The organism is Lutispora sp., from assembly GCF_041687175.1.
Taxonomy (GTDB): Bacteria; Bacillota; Clostridia; order Lutisporales; family Lutisporaceae; genus Lutispora.
Genome location: NZ_JAWLCK010000057.1, coordinates 1 through 17,384, shown reverse-complemented (window position 1 = coordinate 17,384; position 17,384 = coordinate 1). Strand labels below are relative to the sequence as shown.

19 protein-coding genes are annotated in these 17,384 nt (G+C 37.1%); 15 read left to right on the top strand and 4 right to left on the bottom strand.

The genetic code is table 11. The features are described from left to right. Positions 1-287: 287 nt before the first annotated feature. Positions 288-416: a cyclic lactone autoinducer peptide gene (locus ACESM9_RS09375; protein ID WP_372997588.1), complete on the top strand. Its 129-nt coding sequence runs from the start codon at positions 288-290 to the stop codon at positions 414-416. 88 nt (positions 417-504) lie between these two features. On the opposite strand, the gene ACESM9_RS09370 is transcribed toward ACESM9_RS09375, so the two are convergent. After that, positions 505-1,218 carry an EcsC family protein gene (locus ACESM9_RS09370; RefSeq protein ID WP_372997586.1) on the bottom strand — a complete coding sequence of 238 codons (714 nt, stop codon included), beginning with the start codon at positions 1,216-1,218 and terminating at the stop codon, positions 505-507. Between the two features lie 267 nt (positions 1,219-1,485). Between ACESM9_RS09370 and ACESM9_RS09365 the strand changes: the two genes are divergently transcribed. The 3 genes from ACESM9_RS09365 to ACESM9_RS09355 are packed head-to-tail and all read left to right on the top strand — an operon-like array spanning position 1,486 to position 3,915. Beyond that, entirely contained in the window at positions 1,486-2,430 is a 945-nt protein-coding gene (locus ACESM9_RS09365) for an ABC transporter substrate-binding protein (RefSeq protein ID WP_372997584.1), read from the top strand. Then, the gene (locus ACESM9_RS09360; protein WP_372997582.1) at positions 2,430-3,173 is read left to right on the top strand and encodes an ABC transporter ATP-binding protein; all 744 of its coding nucleotides are present in this window, start codon (positions 2,430-2,432) and stop codon (positions 3,171-3,173) included. Before ACESM9_RS09365 ends, ACESM9_RS09360 begins: the two co-directional genes overlap by 1 nt. Further along, entirely contained in the window at positions 3,160-3,915 is a 756-nt protein-coding gene (locus ACESM9_RS09355) for an ABC transporter permease (protein WP_372997580.1), read from the top strand. Before ACESM9_RS09360 ends, ACESM9_RS09355 begins: the two co-directional genes overlap by 14 nt. 15 nt (positions 3,916-3,930) lie before the next feature. Here the strand turns inward: ACESM9_RS09355 and ACESM9_RS09350 are convergent, their stop codons facing one another. Beyond that, on the bottom strand, positions 3,931-4,917 hold the full coding sequence (locus ACESM9_RS09350; protein ID WP_372997578.1) for a peptidylprolyl isomerase: 987 nt from the start codon (positions 4,915-4,917) through the stop codon (positions 3,931-3,933). A gap of 198 nt (positions 4,918-5,115) precedes the next feature. On the opposite strand from ACESM9_RS09350, the gene ACESM9_RS09345 reads away from it, so the two are divergent. After that, positions 5,116-5,577 carry a YbaK/EbsC family protein gene (locus ACESM9_RS09345; RefSeq protein ID WP_372997576.1) on the top strand — a complete coding sequence of 154 codons (462 nt, stop codon included), beginning with the start codon at positions 5,116-5,118 and terminating at the stop codon, positions 5,575-5,577. 75 nt (positions 5,578-5,652) lie between these two features. Here ACESM9_RS09345 and ACESM9_RS09340 read toward each other — a convergent pair whose 3' ends face one another. Both ACESM9_RS09340 and ACESM9_RS09335 read right to left on the bottom strand, forming a co-directional pair. Further along, entirely contained in the window at positions 5,653-6,417 is a 765-nt protein-coding gene (locus ACESM9_RS09340; RefSeq protein ID WP_372997574.1) for a glucose 1-dehydrogenase, read from the bottom strand. Positions 6,418-6,533: 116 nt separating this feature from the next. Further along, positions 6,534-7,232, bottom strand: coding sequence for a hypothetical protein (locus ACESM9_RS09335; RefSeq protein WP_372997572.1), 699 nt, complete (start codon positions 7,230-7,232; stop codon positions 6,534-6,536). 208 nt (positions 7,233-7,440) lie between these two features. Here ACESM9_RS09335 and uvrC point away from each other — a divergent pair, with 208 nt between their 5' ends. From uvrC to whiA, 10 genes are all read left to right on the top strand, one after another. Continuing rightward, positions 7,441-9,303, top strand: a complete 1,863-nt coding sequence (gene uvrC / locus ACESM9_RS09330; RefSeq protein ID WP_372997570.1) for an excinuclease ABC subunit UvrC — start codon at positions 7,441-7,443, stop codon at positions 9,301-9,303. A gap of 65 nt (positions 9,304-9,368) precedes the next feature. Continuing rightward, positions 9,369-9,626 (top strand): PspC domain-containing protein, encoded by a 258-nt coding sequence (locus tag ACESM9_RS09325; protein ID WP_372997568.1) that lies wholly within the window; start codon positions 9,369-9,371, stop codon positions 9,624-9,626. Positions 9,627-9,966: 340 nt separating this feature from the next. Continuing rightward, a complete protein-coding gene (locus ACESM9_RS09320) occupies positions 9,967-11,319 on the top strand; it encodes an ABC transporter substrate-binding protein (protein ID WP_372997566.1) in 1,353 nt (450 codons plus the stop codon). A gap of 94 nt (positions 11,320-11,413) precedes the next feature. Continuing rightward, positions 11,414-12,118: a coenzyme F420-0:L-glutamate ligase gene (locus ACESM9_RS09315; protein ID WP_372997564.1), complete on the top strand. Its 705-nt coding sequence runs from the start codon at positions 11,414-11,416 to the stop codon at positions 12,116-12,118. Positions 12,119-12,145: 27 nt separating this feature from the next. Further along, positions 12,146-13,036, top strand: coding sequence for a UDP-N-acetylmuramate dehydrogenase (murB, locus tag ACESM9_RS09310; protein WP_372997562.1), 891 nt, complete (start codon positions 12,146-12,148; stop codon positions 13,034-13,036). A gap of 122 nt (positions 13,037-13,158) precedes the next feature. Beyond that, positions 13,159-13,893: a PHP domain-containing protein gene (locus tag ACESM9_RS09305; protein WP_372997590.1), complete on the top strand. Its 735-nt coding sequence runs from the start codon at positions 13,159-13,161 to the stop codon at positions 13,891-13,893. A 22-nt stretch (positions 13,894-13,915) separates the two neighbouring features. Further along, on the top strand, positions 13,916-14,779 hold the full coding sequence (gene rapZ / locus ACESM9_RS09300; protein ID WP_372997560.1) for an RNase adapter RapZ: 864 nt from the start codon (positions 13,916-13,918) through the stop codon (positions 14,777-14,779). Between the two features lie 21 nt (positions 14,780-14,800). Further along, positions 14,801-15,832, top strand: coding sequence for a uridine diphosphate-N-acetylglucosamine-binding protein YvcK (locus tag ACESM9_RS09295; RefSeq protein ID WP_372997558.1), 1,032 nt, complete (start codon positions 14,801-14,803; stop codon positions 15,830-15,832). A 20-nt stretch (positions 15,833-15,852) separates the two neighbouring features. Next, complete coding sequence (lepB, locus tag ACESM9_RS09290) at positions 15,853-16,377, top strand: signal peptidase I (RefSeq protein ID WP_372997556.1); 525 nt, start codon at positions 15,853-15,855, stop codon at positions 16,375-16,377. A gap of 13 nt (positions 16,378-16,390) precedes the next feature. Further along, positions 16,391-17,344, top strand: a complete 954-nt coding sequence (whiA, locus tag ACESM9_RS09285; protein ID WP_372997554.1) for a DNA-binding protein WhiA — start codon at positions 16,391-16,393, stop codon at positions 17,342-17,344. Positions 17,345-17,384 lie beyond the last annotated feature (40 nt).

Here is a 17,384-nt window from a genome sequence, read left to right as displayed (position 1 = left end):
CTATTTTTTGGATTTATTATTCCATATACTAATGCAAGTATTATAGGTGGGAAAAAAAGATTACTATAAGCCATTTACTTAAATTCAATCAAATCACTCCAATAGTATTTGTTTAATTATATTATACCACTAATTAATAAGTGGATTTTGTCAAATGGTGAAAATGATAGTAAGTTATTAAGATAAAATACCAAATATGACATTTGCTTTACCACTTATGCATAACCGGTTTTAAATAAAAAATCAATATGATATATTTCAGGTAAAGAATAAAGGAGGTGGCTACTATGAAATTAAAGCATAATCTGCTGAGTATGGCAGCATGTTTGGCTTTATTTGTAGCAAAGACTTCCGTTGGAACATGTTGCTATTGGGTGCTTCATCAACCCAAGATGCCGGACAAGTTATGCAAGTAGTTTTATTCTTAAGCTCAAGTGAAACCTTAGCTGACTAGTGCTACATAAATCGCCCCTGCTGATTTTCTGCAGGGGCAAAAAAGTTCTATCACAGAATCCTCATCCTGTATGCATTCATCGCAGTGACACCTAGTTTATCCATAAGCTTTGAATTGGCATATGCTCCTACTACTGCACCTATACCGGGCACCAGTTGGAGAAGCTTTGCAATATCTATGTAATCCCTGTATTCCTGCTGAAATTCTCTCCAATTAAAAAGCTCCAGGCTGCTGGGTAGGAGTTTTGAATACTCCTCCCAGTTTTCCATTTCATTGAATACTTTATTTACTGAGGTTTGACTAGAAAAGGCAAGCTGGAAGATTTTCAATATATATAATCTTTCCTTGTAATCTCTTACATCAAAGCCATAAATAGATGCTACATCGTAAAGGAACTTAATTTTTATGCTTAGCAATAATGGAAAGTCTGCAAGTCCCAATAGTATGCCGCCGGCACCGGTACCTGCACCTTCCAGCATGGCAGTCTTTTTATAGAAATTTATCTTTTCTCTCACCAATCTTTCTCTTTCTTCAAAGGGCATCAGAACATCTGGCTTTTTACTCATATATTCTGAGCCTGTAAGCACAACTTTCACCATGTTCTTGATGGCTGCAGTAACTATTTCATGATATTTCTGAGGAAGCATACTGTTTATTTTGTTTTGTACACCCTTTGATGCTTTATTTATGATAGACGGTTTCTTTCTCATTTTCTTTTTCCACTCATGCAACTCCATAGATGCTTTTATGTAATATCTATTCAATATATACACCTGCCTGTGTAGGAATATCATTCTATTTTATTATATCTTATTTTACTAAGTAATAATAAGCTTTAACTAAAGCATAAAAAATATTAGAATGAATGTAATATACTTGACCCTATAATATAAGAAACCCATTAGGTCAAATTAATAATAAGGTAGAATTATATTTTCCTATGGGTTATAGAAATAGTACTAGAAGAATAATGATATTAGCTGTAAAATACTATTAGCACAAAATTTATACGCTTGGAGGTTATATATATAATGAAGATTAAAAAGATATTGATAGGAATATTGATATTAACAATGGTGTTTACTGTAGGTTGTACTGGCAGCAAAGCTCCGGAACAAGAACAACAACAAGAAACTGTCACAGAGGAGCCAAAAAATCTTTCTCTGAAAGTTGGACTCATGCCTGCAGTAGATGCAGCTCCTATGCTTATAGCAGAGAAAAAAGGCTATTTCAGAGAATTGGGCTTGGATGTAGAACTCATTGTGTTTAACAATGCCCAGGATAGGCAAAGCGCTCTACAGACCAATTCAATAGATGGGGCCATGACAGACCTGATAGCTGTTGCTACCAATGTAAACGGCGGCTTCGATATAAGGGCTACGACCATAACATCAGGTATGTTCCCTGTTTTGGTGAAGGAAGGCTATACAGAGAAGAAAGATATAAAGGTAGCCATGATGGAAGTGAGCGTTACCAATTTTCTGATAGATGAGTGGCTAGGTAATGACTATAATATAGAGAAGGTATTTATAAACGAAATACCCGCTCGTCTGGAAATGATAAAAAGCGGCAATGTGGATATGGGTCTCTTCCCAGAGCCTATGGCTTCCATGGGAGCCTTGGGTGGATTGGAAAAGAGGATATATGATCCTGAAGACGGCTACTGCCCCGATGTTTTAGGCTTTACATCAAAAGCTCTGACTGAAAAGGCAGAAGCTATTAAGCTGTTCCATGAAGCCTATGACAAAGCAGTTGAGGATATAAACAAGGATGAATCTATTGCTCGGGAAATATTAATAGAAAAACTGGCATTGAAGCCTGAAATCAAGGATTCTATGATTCTTCCAAAATACATAAAAGCATCCCTGCCGGATAATGCTTATCTGGAAAAAATAATTTCATGGGTTGAAGATGTACTGAAAAAGGATATGAATATTAAGCCGGAACAGCTTGTTGAAAGGAAGTTCGTTGAATAATGATTCAAGTAAGAAATCTGAACTATGCTTACAGTTCAGATGTGGCGCTGAGCAACATAAATCTTGATATAAAACAAAATACCACTTGTGCCATAATAGGACCTTCAGGCTGCGGCAAGACAACACTATTGTATTTATTGGCTGGTTTTATTGATTATAACGAGGGTGAAATATATATAAAAAATGAAAAGGTGAAGGGAAGCAGAAGGGAAACGGGGGTTATCCTTCAAGACTATGGTCTGCTTCCCTGGAAAACTGTTTGGAATAATATAGCCCTGGGGTTAAAGGTAAGGGGAACCGCAAAGGAACAGATTAATAAAGAGGTGGATGAGATACTTCGGGAACTGGATATACAGGACCTGAAAAACAAGTATCCGGCTCAGCTGAGCGGAGGTCAGAAACAGAGGGTTACCATAGCAAGAACTCTGGTCATAAAACCGGATTTGTTGCTTTTGGATGAATTCACCTCTGCTTTGGATGCCATGACAAAGGAGAATATACAAAATTTAATTCTAAGTATTTATAAGAAAAGGCCTGTAACCATTGTATTTGTTACCCACAGCATAGAAGAGGCAGTTTTTTTGGGGCAAAAGATAGTGATAATGGAGAAAGCAAGGATTAAGAAGATTATTGACAATCCCTATTTTGGAGATGGAGAAATCCGTTCCAGAATTGATTACTACAACATATGCCTTGAAGTAAGAAGATGGCTTGAGGAAGGAAAGACATATGAAAATCGTTGAAAGAATCCTTAAAAATAAAACACTATATGGAATTATTATAGTGGTAATAATGTGGTATGTGCTGCATATATCAATAGAATCAAGTGTTATTCCCAGCCCCTATAATACCGTTAAGAGATTTGCTCATTTGATCCCTGAAGTACTGTCTGTACATCTTTTGGCAAGTCTGGGGAGGATAATGATAGCCATCGCTATATCAATAATCATTGGTGTACCATTGGGGCTTTGGATAGGTATGAATAAAAAGGCAGACAGCATAATCTCACCTGTCATTTACATATTATATCCTTTGCCTAAGATAGCTTTTCTGCCTGTTTTCATGATTCTCTTAGGCATAGGAAACTCAGCTAAAGTAACCCTTATAGTTACTATAATCATATTCCAGATGTTAATCGGAGTCAGAGACGGGGTAAAGGAAATACCTAAAGAGTTGTTTTATTCAGTAATATCTATGGGAGTATCCAGAGCAGGTATGTATAAACACCTTATAATGCCTGCAATACTGCCGAGACTTTTTTCGGCTCTAAGGCTCAGTCTGGGCATTAGCATATCCACATTGTTCTTTGCAGAGAACTTTGCTACCACCTATGGCATAGGTTACTATATAATGAATGCCTGGATTATGGTAGATTATCTGGATATGTTCGCAGGAATATTGGGCTTAAGTCTTTTAGGCTTACTGCTGCTCAGATTTTTAGATTTTTTGGAGAGAAAGCTTTGCCCTTGGGTATTTTTGACATGAAAAAGGGAAAACCTCTTAGAGGTTTTCCATATAGGTTACAATTTCAGTCTTTTCCTTTAGTTCTTCAAAATATGTTGATAAATATTTACTCTTATATTGAGGTAGCATTTGCTGTTCCAACTGAGGTCTGACCTCTTCAAATGTTATAACCTTTTTATCTTCTACTTTGATTATATGATATCCATAATCGGTTTGTACCAGATTACTTATCTCACCAGGTTCTAAAGAAAAAGCTGCCATTTCAAACTCAGGAACCATTACGCCGGCACCGAAATATCCTAAATCTCCTCTGTTATCCTTTGCACTTGGGTCTATGGAATACTCAACTGCCAACTTATTGAAATCCTCACCGGCCTTTACTCTTTCAAGTATCTTTTTGGCTTCTTCAAGATCCTCTATAAGAATATGGCTTGCTCTCACACTATACATGCTGTCCTTTATTGCATTATAGGTGGCTCGCAATTCTTCCTCAGGAACACTTACAGATTTGCTCACTTCCTTAGATAAATTATCTATAATTAATGACTTTCTAATGCTATTTCTTACATATTCCTCTGTTATATTCTGTGATGCAAGATATTCCTGATATTTTTCTTCCGACTCAAAATTGTTCTTAATATATTGAATCTGCAGGTCTACTTGATCTTCTGAAGCTGTAACTCCCAAATCTGCTGCATTTTCCAGCAAAATGGTTTCATTAATGATATTGCTTAGTAATGTTTCTTTTGCATAATCTATAAATTTTTTGCCCCCAACTTCCTGTTCCCAGACCTCTGGTCCGTTGCTTTCTTCTTGTTGAGCTTTGGCTATATTAAATATCTCATCAAAATAATCTTTTTTTATTTCAATTTTGTTTACTTTTGCAACTACAATATCGGAAGTGTCTGCAGATTCTGTATTAAGGAAACTGCATCCTGATAATAATATTGATACTGCTAACATAGAAAAAACCATTAATATTGATATTTTTATTTTCCTATTCAACTTATCATCCCTTTTCATCAAAAATTTAGTTTATACTTTGCTTCATGTATTCATAGGTAGACAAGTAATATTATAAGCCATAAGGTTCGCTGTGTAAATAAGAATGAGGATTTTCAAAGGCTATAAAAGGTGGATAAATAAACATAAGTATTGTATAATATTCACGGTAAAGAGTCTCAAATTACATATAATTCTTTAAAATACGGAGGAAAAGAAATGAGTATAGAAAGTGTTAAAAAACAATTCCAAGATGAGGGACTTCCTTTAGAAGTAATAGAGTTTGATTGCAGTACAGCCACTGTTGAGCTGGCTGCCGCTGCTCTTGGCGTTGAACCGGCGAGAATAGCCAAAACTATGGCCTTCAGGCTTAAAGACAGAGATATTCTGTTATTGACAAAAGGCGATGTGAAGGTGGACAACAGAAAGTTTAAGGACTATTTCAAAGAAAAGGCAAGATTTATAAGTCCTGATGAAGTGGAAGAAGCTACTGGCCATCCTGTAGGTGGGGTATGTCCTTTCGGATTGACTAAACCTCTTGATATATACCTTGATGAATCATTGAAGGTGTTTGATTATGTCTATCCCGCTGGAGGAGGAGCCAATACTGCGGTGAAGATATCTGTGGATTATCTGGCTGAGGTGACAAAAGGTACTTGGGTAGATGTATGTAAAGAATAACGTAATATGTGGACATATATAATTATGAAGCTGTCACATTGTGACAGCTTCATACAATTAAACTAATGTCTATTATCAATATGCAGTCCAACCGCCATCTGCAACTATGCACTGGCCGTTTACGAAGCTGGAATCATCGGAAGCCAGGAACAATGCTACAGTTGCAATTTCTTCGGGTTTTCCGCTTCTTGGATTTCCAACTGTACTTGGCATTATTATTCCTATGCCTTCCTGATTAACATTTTTCATGAAATCTCCAGTAGCTATTTCTGTTTCTACAGCACCGGGACAGATGGCATTACATCTTATGTTCTTCTTGGCATACATATATCCGGTGTTCTTTGTTAAACCTACAAGCGCATGCTTGGAAGCGGTATAAACAGCCCCAGCTCTGGAACCATACAAGCCACCTATGGATGCAACATTTATGATATTGCCTCTCCCTTGTTTTAAGAAAATATTCACAGCTTTTCTAATGCTGTAGAAAGGTGCATAAACATTTAAGCTGAAAACCTTTTCCAACATTTCATCTTTTACATCACCAACGGGACTAAAGTCGTCCATTATACCTGCATTATTCACCAAGATATCCAGTCTGCCAGAATCATTATATGTAAAATCAATGATTCTCTCAGCATCTTCTTTCTTTGTTAAGTCAGCCACAATAGGTATAATATTCCCTTCAAATCCTTCAGCGCTTTTTGCCAGTTCCTCCAGTCTTTCTGCTCTTCTAGCAACTGCATAGACGATAGCGCCCTCTTTTGCAAAAAGATAGGCGATATCTTTACCCATTCCAGCACTTGCGCCTGTAACCACTGCAACCTTTCCTTTTAATTTCATAACCCCCACCCCTTAATTAGTTAATAATATATTAACAAATATTAGAAAACATTATAATATATTACACTTAAGAAATAAATAGGTTATGTAAAAATATTTTGAGGACAAAAATAATTTTACCTGCTAATTTTGCTTTCAGGTATATTGTTCTGCAGCAACAATCCCTTTACTCTTTTAATATCATCTTCAGTAGCATTTATGGTTATGGGGCCCAGGTCATAGGTCTGATATAGCACTAGCTTTTTCTTCATATATCTGAAGCCTTCAATTCTTTCAAAGGGGTAGAAGCCGGAACCGTTAGGATAATTTGCGTTTACTGGCAGGTCAAGGCGAGGATCGAATCCTGTAATAGTAATACCTTTATCTGTCACAATTATCTTCATGGTTTTATTGAAGAATTTAAATAGTATTTCTGTTATAATAATGAATGTGATAAGTAATCCTATACCCCAAAGTGTGTATTTATTTAATGTTTCACCTCTAAAGAAAGGAAATACAACCGGTAATATAGGGAATATATATATGATTATTCTGTCAACTAGTCTAAAAGGGGCTACAGGATATTCTCCTATTATAGTATAGTTGTTAAGCTTGTTCATTATTCTGCGAGTATATATAATGCGAAAAAATCCTTGAGAAATATACAGCAGCCCAGTGCTTAACATGATATTCAGGTAACCTGTTATAACAGGTAATAATCCAGTTTCACCCTGAGTTGCTGGAATAATTGCCAGTATCATGTTAAAAATAGTAGAACCAATTAGAAATGCGAACAGGGAAAATATAAATGTTATAAGCTTCATTGAATTAGACATTTTTACACCTCTCAGTATTTTATATATTTATGGAGTCAGGCTCCTAAGTCCTATTACTTATCTAATGCCAGAAGCCAGTAGCCAGCGACCAGAGGCTTGAAGCTAGTGAGTATAGGCTAGAAGCATAAAAATTACTGCGTAATTATTATATATAATATAAATTACTAAATCAAACATAGTTTAACCCAATAGAGATGAGGTAATGCCAATGCTAAAGTTAGAAGAAAAACTGAAAAATCTGCCTGATAAACCGGGCGTATATATAATGAAGAATGAGAACAACCACATTATATATGTGGGAAAGGCCATAAATCTGAAAAACAGAGTAAGGCAATATTTTCAGGCGTCTGCCAGTAAGTCAGCCAAGGTTCATGCCATGGTGGAAAATATAAGGGATTTTGAGTATATAATAACGGCAAACGAACTGGAAGCCTTAATATTGGAGTGCAATCTTATAAAGAAGCACAGGCCAAGATATAATGTTATGCTCAAGGATGACAAGCATTACCCATATATAAAAGTCACCACAAATGAAAGCTTCCCTCAGGTTCTTAAGGTCAGAGAGATTAAAAAGGATGGAGCAAAGTATTTTGGCCCTTATACCGATACAAAGGCTGTTAACCAGACCATCCAGTTAATATCAAAAATCTTCCCCATCAGAAGCTGCAACAAGAACATTGAGAAAATAGCGGGGAAGGAGAGGCCTTGCCTCAATGCCCATATAAATCAATGTATAGCACCTTGTACCGGTAAGGTAAGCAAGGAAGAGTACAATAAACTGGTGAACTCTGTATTGCTTTTTCTTGAAGGCAAGCAGCAGGAATTGCTTTCTGAACTTGAAGTCAAGATGGAGAAATATGCAGAGAGTCTGGAATTTGAAAAGGCTGCAGAGCTTAGAGACCAGATTGAGGCTGTAAAGAAGATAAATGAAAAGCAGATAATCATATCCTCCAGGATGGAGGATCAGGATGTGATAGCCTATGCAGAATCAGGGGAAATAGTATGTGTTCAGGCTTTCTTCGTGAGAGGTGGGAAACTAATAGGCAGGGAGACCTTCTTCTTATCTGATGTAGGCAACAGCGATGGAGGAGAAATAATAAGCAGCTTCATGAAGCAATTCTATAATAAGGCTTTATATATACCAAAGACCATACTGGTTTCTAATGAATTTGATGAAAAGGAGCTTATTGAAGAATGGCTGGCTAAGAAGAAGGGCTCAAAGGTTTCCATAACCGCACCTCAAAGAGGAGACAGGCGTAAACTGGTGGAAATGGCACGAAGCAATGCAGAAGAGAACTTAAGACTGGAGATTGAAAAGATTGAGAAGGAGAAAAAACCTTCCGAAGCCTGCAGAGAATTGGCTGGTTTTATGGATCTGTATCATAGGGAAATCTATAGGATTGAAGCCTTCGATATATCTAATATTCAGGGAGTGGACAATGTGGCCTCCATGATAGTTTTTGAGAATGGCAAGCCTGCCAAGAAGAACTACAGAAGATTCAGGATAAAAGGCTTCGAAGGCCAGGATGATTATGGCAGCATGAGGGAAATTCTCTGGAGAAGATTCACCCATGGCATAGAGGAAAGAAAAAAAATAGATGAAGAGGATGGGGATTATACTAAAGGAAAGTTTTCTGAGTTCCCAGATCTCATAATGATAGACGGTGGAAAAGGACATGTAAATGCTGCTTCTGAAGTCCTGACAGAGTTGAATCTATCAATACCAATATGCGGAATGGTAAAGGATGAAAGGCACAGGACAAGAGGTCTTATCTATGATGATACAGAGATAAACATACCTCCCAGAAGCCTGGCCTTTAAGCTCGTGGCTTTCATTCAGGATGAAGCCCACAGATTTGCTATTGAATATCACAGAAGCCTTAGGGAGAAAAAGCTTGAAAAGTCGGTACTGGATGAAATAGAAGGAATAGGACCGGGAAGGAAAAAAGCACTTTTTACGCATTTCAAAAGTATTGAAGCCATCAAAAAAGCCAGTATTGAGGAATTAGTTCAAGTAAAAGGCATGAATAAAAAAGCAGCTGAAAATATATATAATTTTTTCAATAAATAAGACTTTTCCCACCGGATATCGTATATTGTTACAGAAGCGTAGAAGTAGTAATGGAGGTAAATGATATGAATAAAAAATTATATAAATCCAGGCATAATAAGACTCTAGCTGGTGTATGCGGCGGTTTGGCCGAGTATTTCGATATTGATGTGACCATAGTCAGGTTGATTTGGGTTGCCTTCTTCTTTTTAAGTGCAGGTTTTCCCATTTTTCTGGCATACATCATAGCAGCATTTATAATGCCGGAAGAGCCTATAGATAACAATAACTACAACAATCCATATTCCAATGTTGATTATAAGGTGGATAAAGACGAACAATAAGCAGGTAGCAATACCTGCTGATTTGTTGTTAAGGAAAGTATGCTTTCCTTAACAATGGGGGATGCAAGGGGGAACTCCCCCTGCCGGCAAAGGAAGGTGCTCAGGATGCGAAGCATCCTTTTTTATAATGCTTAGGAAAGTATAAATTTCCTTAATATATACTTTCCGGTAAAAGCATTTCAAGAAAGGCTTCCTTGATTGTTATAAATGATTCCAAAGGAAGCCTTTCTTATTTTGTGCTAATTATCAATAAAAAAGAATATAAATTTAGTAGCAATCTTGAACTCGGAGCCCTGAGCTCTTAGTTCTAAACTCTGAGTTCTATTAAGGAGGTGCGTTTGTGACAATCAAAAGGGCTGTAACGCTTTTTTTATGTATTATAATAATCATATATATTTTTACCGGACCCGTATTATTCAAAAGATATGCTGTTGATTACAAGAACAGCTATGAGCCAAAAACTGAGGAAGCAGAGTGGAAAGGAATAATAAGCTTCTGGGATTATCCAAATTTAGATACAACAAACGGAAGCAGGCTGGGATGGATAGAAAAAAGAATAAGAGAGTTTGAAAAAAACAATCCAGGTGTGTACATAGAATTCAGGCCTTTATCAGCTGAGGAAGGAAGAACTACATTGATGGCAGCTTCGAAGATAGGAGCTGCACCTGATATTGCTCCTGTGGGCAGCGATTGGTTTTTTATAGCCTCAGGATTTTTGGAACCCTTGGATGAGTATATTACGGAAGAGGATAAAATGGATTTTAAAGAAGATGCATTAGAAGCTGTAAGCTTCCAGGGAAGTATCTATGGTCTTCCTTGGGCTGCCAGAGGTTATACCCTGTTGCTCAATAAAAAAATATTTGAGGAAAGGGGTATAGAACTGCCTCAGAATGGTCAATGGACTTATTCTGAGTTTGTGGAGTGCCTGAAAAACCTCACTTTTGAAGGTGGAAGGAGAGGAACAGAAAGCATATATGGCATAAATGGACACATTGATCTAGGCAGTTATAATGTTTCTGGAATATTGATGTGCGATGGAGCTCAATTTGTTGACAATCAGGGCAATTATGCTTTTAATGGACCTGAAGCACTAAGAGGGCTGCAAAAGCTCTATGATCTCAAGCATAAGTACAAGGTCACCCATCCACAGTTTGGAGAAATCAATAAGAATCAGGCTTTCATAACATTTCTCCAAGGCAAGTGCGCTGTATTTCTGGCAGATGCCTGGATGGTTCCCTATATAAGAAATATGGCAGGTAATTATAATCTGGAGTTTACTGTGGCTGATTATCCTATAGGAGATGCAGAAATACCCATGTATCTAAACGACATTTATTACAGCTATGGGGTATTAAAGCAGGAAGATCCCCAAAAAAGGAAGATGTGTGCGAAGTTTATAAAGTATATTACAGATAAAAGCTTTACCGAGGACTTAACCAAGTTTGGGTATTTTTCACCGAGAAAATCCGGAGATTTGTTGTATGTACAGGACGAAGAAATGCAACGGATAAGTGAGAACCTGAATTATGCTCAGGCTTTACCTAATAATAAAAATTGGCAGGAAATAAATGCAGTAATACAATATAATATAAAAGAGATGTTGGTTTATGAAAAATCTCCTGAAGAAGTTCTGGAAGATATTAATAGACAGATAAGTAAATATTTTCCTGAAAATAGCAGGGATAATGATTAATAGATGTGATTTTGTCAAATAATTATATAGATACCTGATGAGATAATGTTGTATAATTAAGTAATAATTGTATTAGGTAATCGGAGGAGATAACATGTCGGAAGAAAAAAGTAAAAAGAGAGAAAAACAGCCGGTAATTGAATATAATAATAAAAAATATCTTAGAATACCTGTAAAGACTCATGTAATAATGAGAGATGATAATATTGTTGATGTTGTGAAAAAATATACCCAAGAGATTGTAAAGGAAGATGATATAGTATTTATAAGTGAAAAGGCGGTAGCTATAACCCAGGGAAGAGCCTATCCCTTAGAGGAAATCAAACCCAGACCATTGGCTAGATTTTTATCCAGGTATGTGACCAAGACACCAGCAGGCATAGGCTTAGGCATACCGGAGACTATGGAAATGGCATTGAGAGAATGCGGTGTATTAAAGATACTTTTTGCAGCTGTCGTAAGCTTTTTTGGGAAGCTCATAGGACGAAAAGGGGATTTTTACAGGATCGCAGGCTATAAAGCTTCATCCATTGATGGTCCAACACCCAATACATTGCCACCTTACAACAGGTATGTGGTATTAGGACCTGAGAATCCAGACAAAGTTGCCAAAGAAATAAGTGAAAGAATTAGAGCACAAGTTGCTATAGTTGATATAAACGATTTAGGGGGAAACATACTTGGTACCTCTAAAGAATCAATGGATCGCAATGAACTTCTCGGTATATTGAAGGATAACCCCCTGGGTCAATGCTCAGAACAAACGCCTATAGGGATTATAAGGAGTATAGAAGCTTAATGACAGATATTAGAGGAGGATTATATTTTGCATCTTACTGATTTATTTTCTAATATTAAACTAAATGAACCAATGAAGAATCACACCTCCTTCAAGGTGGGAGGAAATGCGGATATATTTATAGAACCTGATAATGCAAACGAACTTGTAGAGTTCATTCGATACGCAAAGGAGAACAACATTCCATATTATATTATGGGAAACGGCACTAATATGCTGGTATCTGATGAAGGAATCCGGGGAGCAGTAATCAAGCTTGGGGATAAAATATCATCAGTTGAGGTAGTAGATGATAAAGTAATAGCCCAATGTGGAGCCAAACTGCCGGATGTAGCAAATATTGCTGCTGAATATTCTTTGACAGGTCTCGAATTTGCCTGCGGCATACCTGGCTCTATAGGAGGGACCGTAGCAATGAATGCAGGAGCCTATGAGAGTGAGATGAAGGATGTTGTTGAAAGCGTAGAGGTGCTGGATTCAAATCTGCAGTACAAGGTACTGCAGAGCAAGGAAATGGAATTCGGATATAGAAAGAGTGCTATCAGTAAGCACAACTATATAGTTTTGGGATGTACATTTAAGTTAAAGAAAGGCAGTAAATCGGATATTAAAGCTCTAATGGATGAGTATACAGAGCGTAGACAGAACAAGCAGCCTTTGGATATGCCAAGTGCGGGAAGCATCTTCAAGAGACCGGAAGGCTATTATGCAGGAAAACTCATAGAAGATGCCGGCTTGAGAGGCATGACCATTGGAGGAGCCCAAGTTTCTGAGAAGCACTGTGGTTTCATCATAAACAAAGGGGATGCTACTGCCAGGGATATATATAATTTAATAAAGCATATCCAGAAAACCATTTATGAGAGATTCGGAGTGAAGCTAGAGACAGAAGTCAAGCTTATAGGCAAATTTGAATAATACCAGGCCACAGGACAACAGAAGTCTCTGTGGCTTTTCCTTTTCAACAGAATCCAAAATCTCCTTTTGATAATACTAAGAGTGGTATATAATTAAAATGAATATTGAGAGGTGTACATATGATAAAACTCTTTGCAGATTACCATACACATACCATATACAGTCATGGGACTGGGACAATAATGGATAATGTAAATGCGGCAAAGAAAAAAGGGTTGAAAGAAATAGCCATCACAGATCATGGCTTGAGACACTTTACCTATGGGGTTAAAAGAGAAAAACTCAAAAGGATGAGGGAAGAAATCGATGAAATAAATGAAAATAATAAAGATTTCAAGGTTCTTCTTGGCTTGGAATGCAATATAATAAGCAGCGATGGACAGATAGATTTGGACGATGAAGCTATGAAGTATATGGATATTGTTCTTCTTGGATATCATATGATGGTTAGATTGAAAGGCGTTCCAAGCTATGTTCATATATACGGCAGACACTATCTTTCTAAAATAAGCAAATCCATGGCGGAAGAAACAAGGCAGAGTAATACTGACATAATGATAAATGCAATAAAGAAGTACAAGGTAAACATAATAACTCATCCAGGAGCAAGAATATCAATGGATACAGGCCGTCTGGCAGAAGCAGCAGCCAAAACAGGCACTGCACTTGAGATAAACTCAAAGAGCAATATTATGACTGTTGATTATCTTAAAGTTGCTGCGGGACATGGAGCTAAGTTCGTAATCAATAGCGATGCACATAAACCCGAAGATGTAGGTAATTTTAGAAATGCTATAAAATTAGCAGAAATGGCAGGATTGACAAGTCACCAGATAATAAATGCAGTAAAATCTTAATACTACAAGAGGAGGGGATATATTGAGATTTGTGATTATTACAGGACTTTCAGGAGCAGGAAAAAGCCAAGCCATTAAATTCTTGGAGGACTTGGGTTTTTTCTGCGTAGATAACTTGCCTCCTGCACTTATATTGAAGTTTGCTGAAATATGCAGCCAGACCAGGGGCGGTATAGAGAAGGTTGCTGTAGTAACAGATATAAGAGGCGGCAGATTCTTCGATCAACTTCAATCAAGCCTGGAAGAATTGGAAAAAGGAGGCTTCAACTATGAAATCTTATTCCTGGAGGCTTCTGATGAGACATTGATAAAAAGATATAAGACAAGTAGGAGAATGCATCCTCTGGCGGGAGACGGGAGGATAATAAGAGGTGTAAAGGCTGAAAGAATGAAACTGGAGGAAATCAAGAAGAAGGCTAATTATATTATAGACACAACAAATATGAGTACATCACGGCTCAAACAGGAGATAGTTCATCTATTCGTAGAAGGCGGAAAAGCTGAAAAATTGATTTTAAATATAATATCCTTTGGTTTCAAATACGGCATACCACTGGATGGGGATTTGGTTTTTGATGTAAGATTTCTGCCCAATCCTTACTATATTGAATCAATGAAAAAACTCAGCGGAAATGATGATGAAGTCCGGGAGTATGTGATGAGATGGCCTGAAGCCAGAGAATTTATGGAAAAACTTGTAGAAATGATAGAATTTTTAATACCTTATTATATAAAAGAAGGCAAGAGTCAGTTAGTGATTGCTATCGGCTGTACAGGGGGAAGGCATCGCTCCGTTACCATGTCCAATATGCTTTGCCAGAGGTTGAAGGAAAAGGATCATAGGGTGATTTTGGAGCACAGAGATATATATGAAGAAGGAAACTGATAAGGATGGGGGACGATTAAATTGGATATAAAGGGGTCAAAAAAACTGATCAAAAGCAATGGTTGGTCTATCGGTGGACCAAAAGTTGTGGCTATAGGGGGAGGTACAGGACTGTCAACTTTGTTGAGAGGACTTAAGTCTTATACATCGAATATTACTGCAATAGTGACCATGGCAGATGATGGAGGAGGCTCAGGAATACTGAGAAATGACTTGGGGATGCTGCCTCCGGGAGACATAAGAAACTGTATACTAGCCCTGGCCAATACAGAGCCCATCATGGAAAGCCTTATGCAGTATAGATTCAAAGAAGGCTGTCTGAAGGGCCAAAGCTTTGGAAATCTTTTTATTGCTGCACTGAACGATATATGCGGCAGCTTTGATAATGCAGTAAGGGAAATAAGCAATGTATTAGCCGTAACAGGAAAAGTGGTTCCTGTGACTTTGGATAATATTACACTGTTTGCTGAATTGGATGATGGCACTATTATAAAAGGTGAATCCCAAATACCAAAAATTCAATTTAGCAGCAACAAGAAAATTAAAAGAGTATTCTTGGAACCAGCAGAATGCCAACCTATGGAAGAGGCCTTACAAGCCATAAGGGAAGCAGATGCCATAATAATAGGGCCAGGAAGTCTATATACCAGCATAATACCAAACTTCATGGTGAAAAATGTGGCTGATACTGTATATGAATCAAAGGCTATGAAGATATATGTCTGCAATATTATGACACAAAAGGGAGAGACCATAGGGTACAATCTATGTGATCACATTGATGCTATAAATACACATGCAAAACATGATATAATAGAATATGCCATTGTAAATACAGGAAATATTCCTGAAGAATTGGCATTAAAATACATGGATGAATATGCAAATACAGTGGAGATCGATTGGGATAATGCAAAAGCTAAGAGTATCAAAACTGTGGAAGGCGATTTTGTAAGAATTGATAAGGGATATGTGAGGCACGATTATAATGAATTGTCAAAATGCATATTCACCTTACTGAATCAAGAGAGAAAGGACCATAGAATTGAGTAATAGTAAGGGGAGAGATAATTTTGAGCGAGAATATTAAGAAGGAAATAATATCCTGGATAAAGCTGATTGCTACTGCTTTTATCATAGCATTTGTTTTAAAAACCTTCATATTTCAGATTGCATATGTGAAGGGACCTTCCATGGAACCGACTTTATACGAAGGACAGATTCTAATAGTATCAAAGCTAAATTACAGAATCGGAGCTCCTAAAAGAGGAGATATTGTTGTTTTAAGTGATAATCTGGAGCATAAGGATTTGATAAAAAGAGTCATAGGATTGCCGGGAGAAAAAATAGATATAAGAGATGGATTTGTATACATCAATGGAGAACTATTGGAAGAAAAATATATTAGTGTTCCCACCTATGAATATGGATTTGAAGGCTCAAAAGTGCCGGAAGATAAATATTTTGTATTGGGAGACAATAGACCAGAAAGCAGGGACAGCAGATCTGGCTCTTTGGGCTTTGTGGAAAGAGAAAATATAATGGGAAAAGCTGTCTTCAGGCTTTGGCCCTTGAATAAGATAGGTACGATCGAATAAAGGTGGTGCTTAAATGTCCTTTTCATCAAAGGTAAAGAACGAAATTGCAAAACTGCAGGATGAAAATTCATGCTGTCAGATAGCAGAATTATCTGCTTTGATTAAGATGAACGGAACCATACAGATTTTAGGCAGAAACAGGATCGGAATAAAGCTCACTACAGAAAATGCAGCTATAGCGAGAAACATATTTTCATTGATTAAGAACAACTTTGACTTTAATACCAAGGTTGCCATGACCAAGAACAAGCAACTAAAAAAGAATTACAGTTACACCCTATTGGTTGATTCAGATTCAGCCTCTGAAAATATACTTAAGAAGCTTTTCATAATCAATGAAACAGCAAAGGGAAATAGGATAAATAACAGAATACCCAACAGCATAGTCAAGAAAGACTGCTGCAAAAGGGCGTACTTGAGGGGTGTATTCCTTGGAGGAGGCTCCATCAGCGATCCAGAGAAGACCTACCATCTGGAAATGGTAACAAGCAATGAGACCTATGCCAAGGACATAAAAAATCTCATAAACAGCTTTGGACTTAATGCAAAAATAGTTTTGAGAAAAGATTACTTTGTCGTATATCTAAAAGAGGGAGAAAACATAGTTGACTTTCTCAATATCATAGGGGCTCATAGCGCATTGCTGGATTTGGAGAATGTTAGAATATATAAAGAAATGAGAAACAATGTAAACAGGCTGGTAAATTGCGAAACTGCCAATCTTAGCAAAACTGTAAATGCGGCCATGAGGCAGATAAATAATATTAAATATATAAAAGAACACATGGGTTTGAACAAGCTGCCCAAAAATCTCAGAGATATAGCTGAAGCAAGACTTTTGCATCAGGATGCAAGCCTGAAGGAATTAGGTGAGATGTTGAGTCCTGCTGTAGGGAAATCAGGAGTAAACCATAGGTTGAGGAAGCTGGATGAATTGGCAGAACAATTAAAGGAAAGAAATCAATAGGAGGTCATCCATAGATGGAGATAGATATCAGGTATTCAAA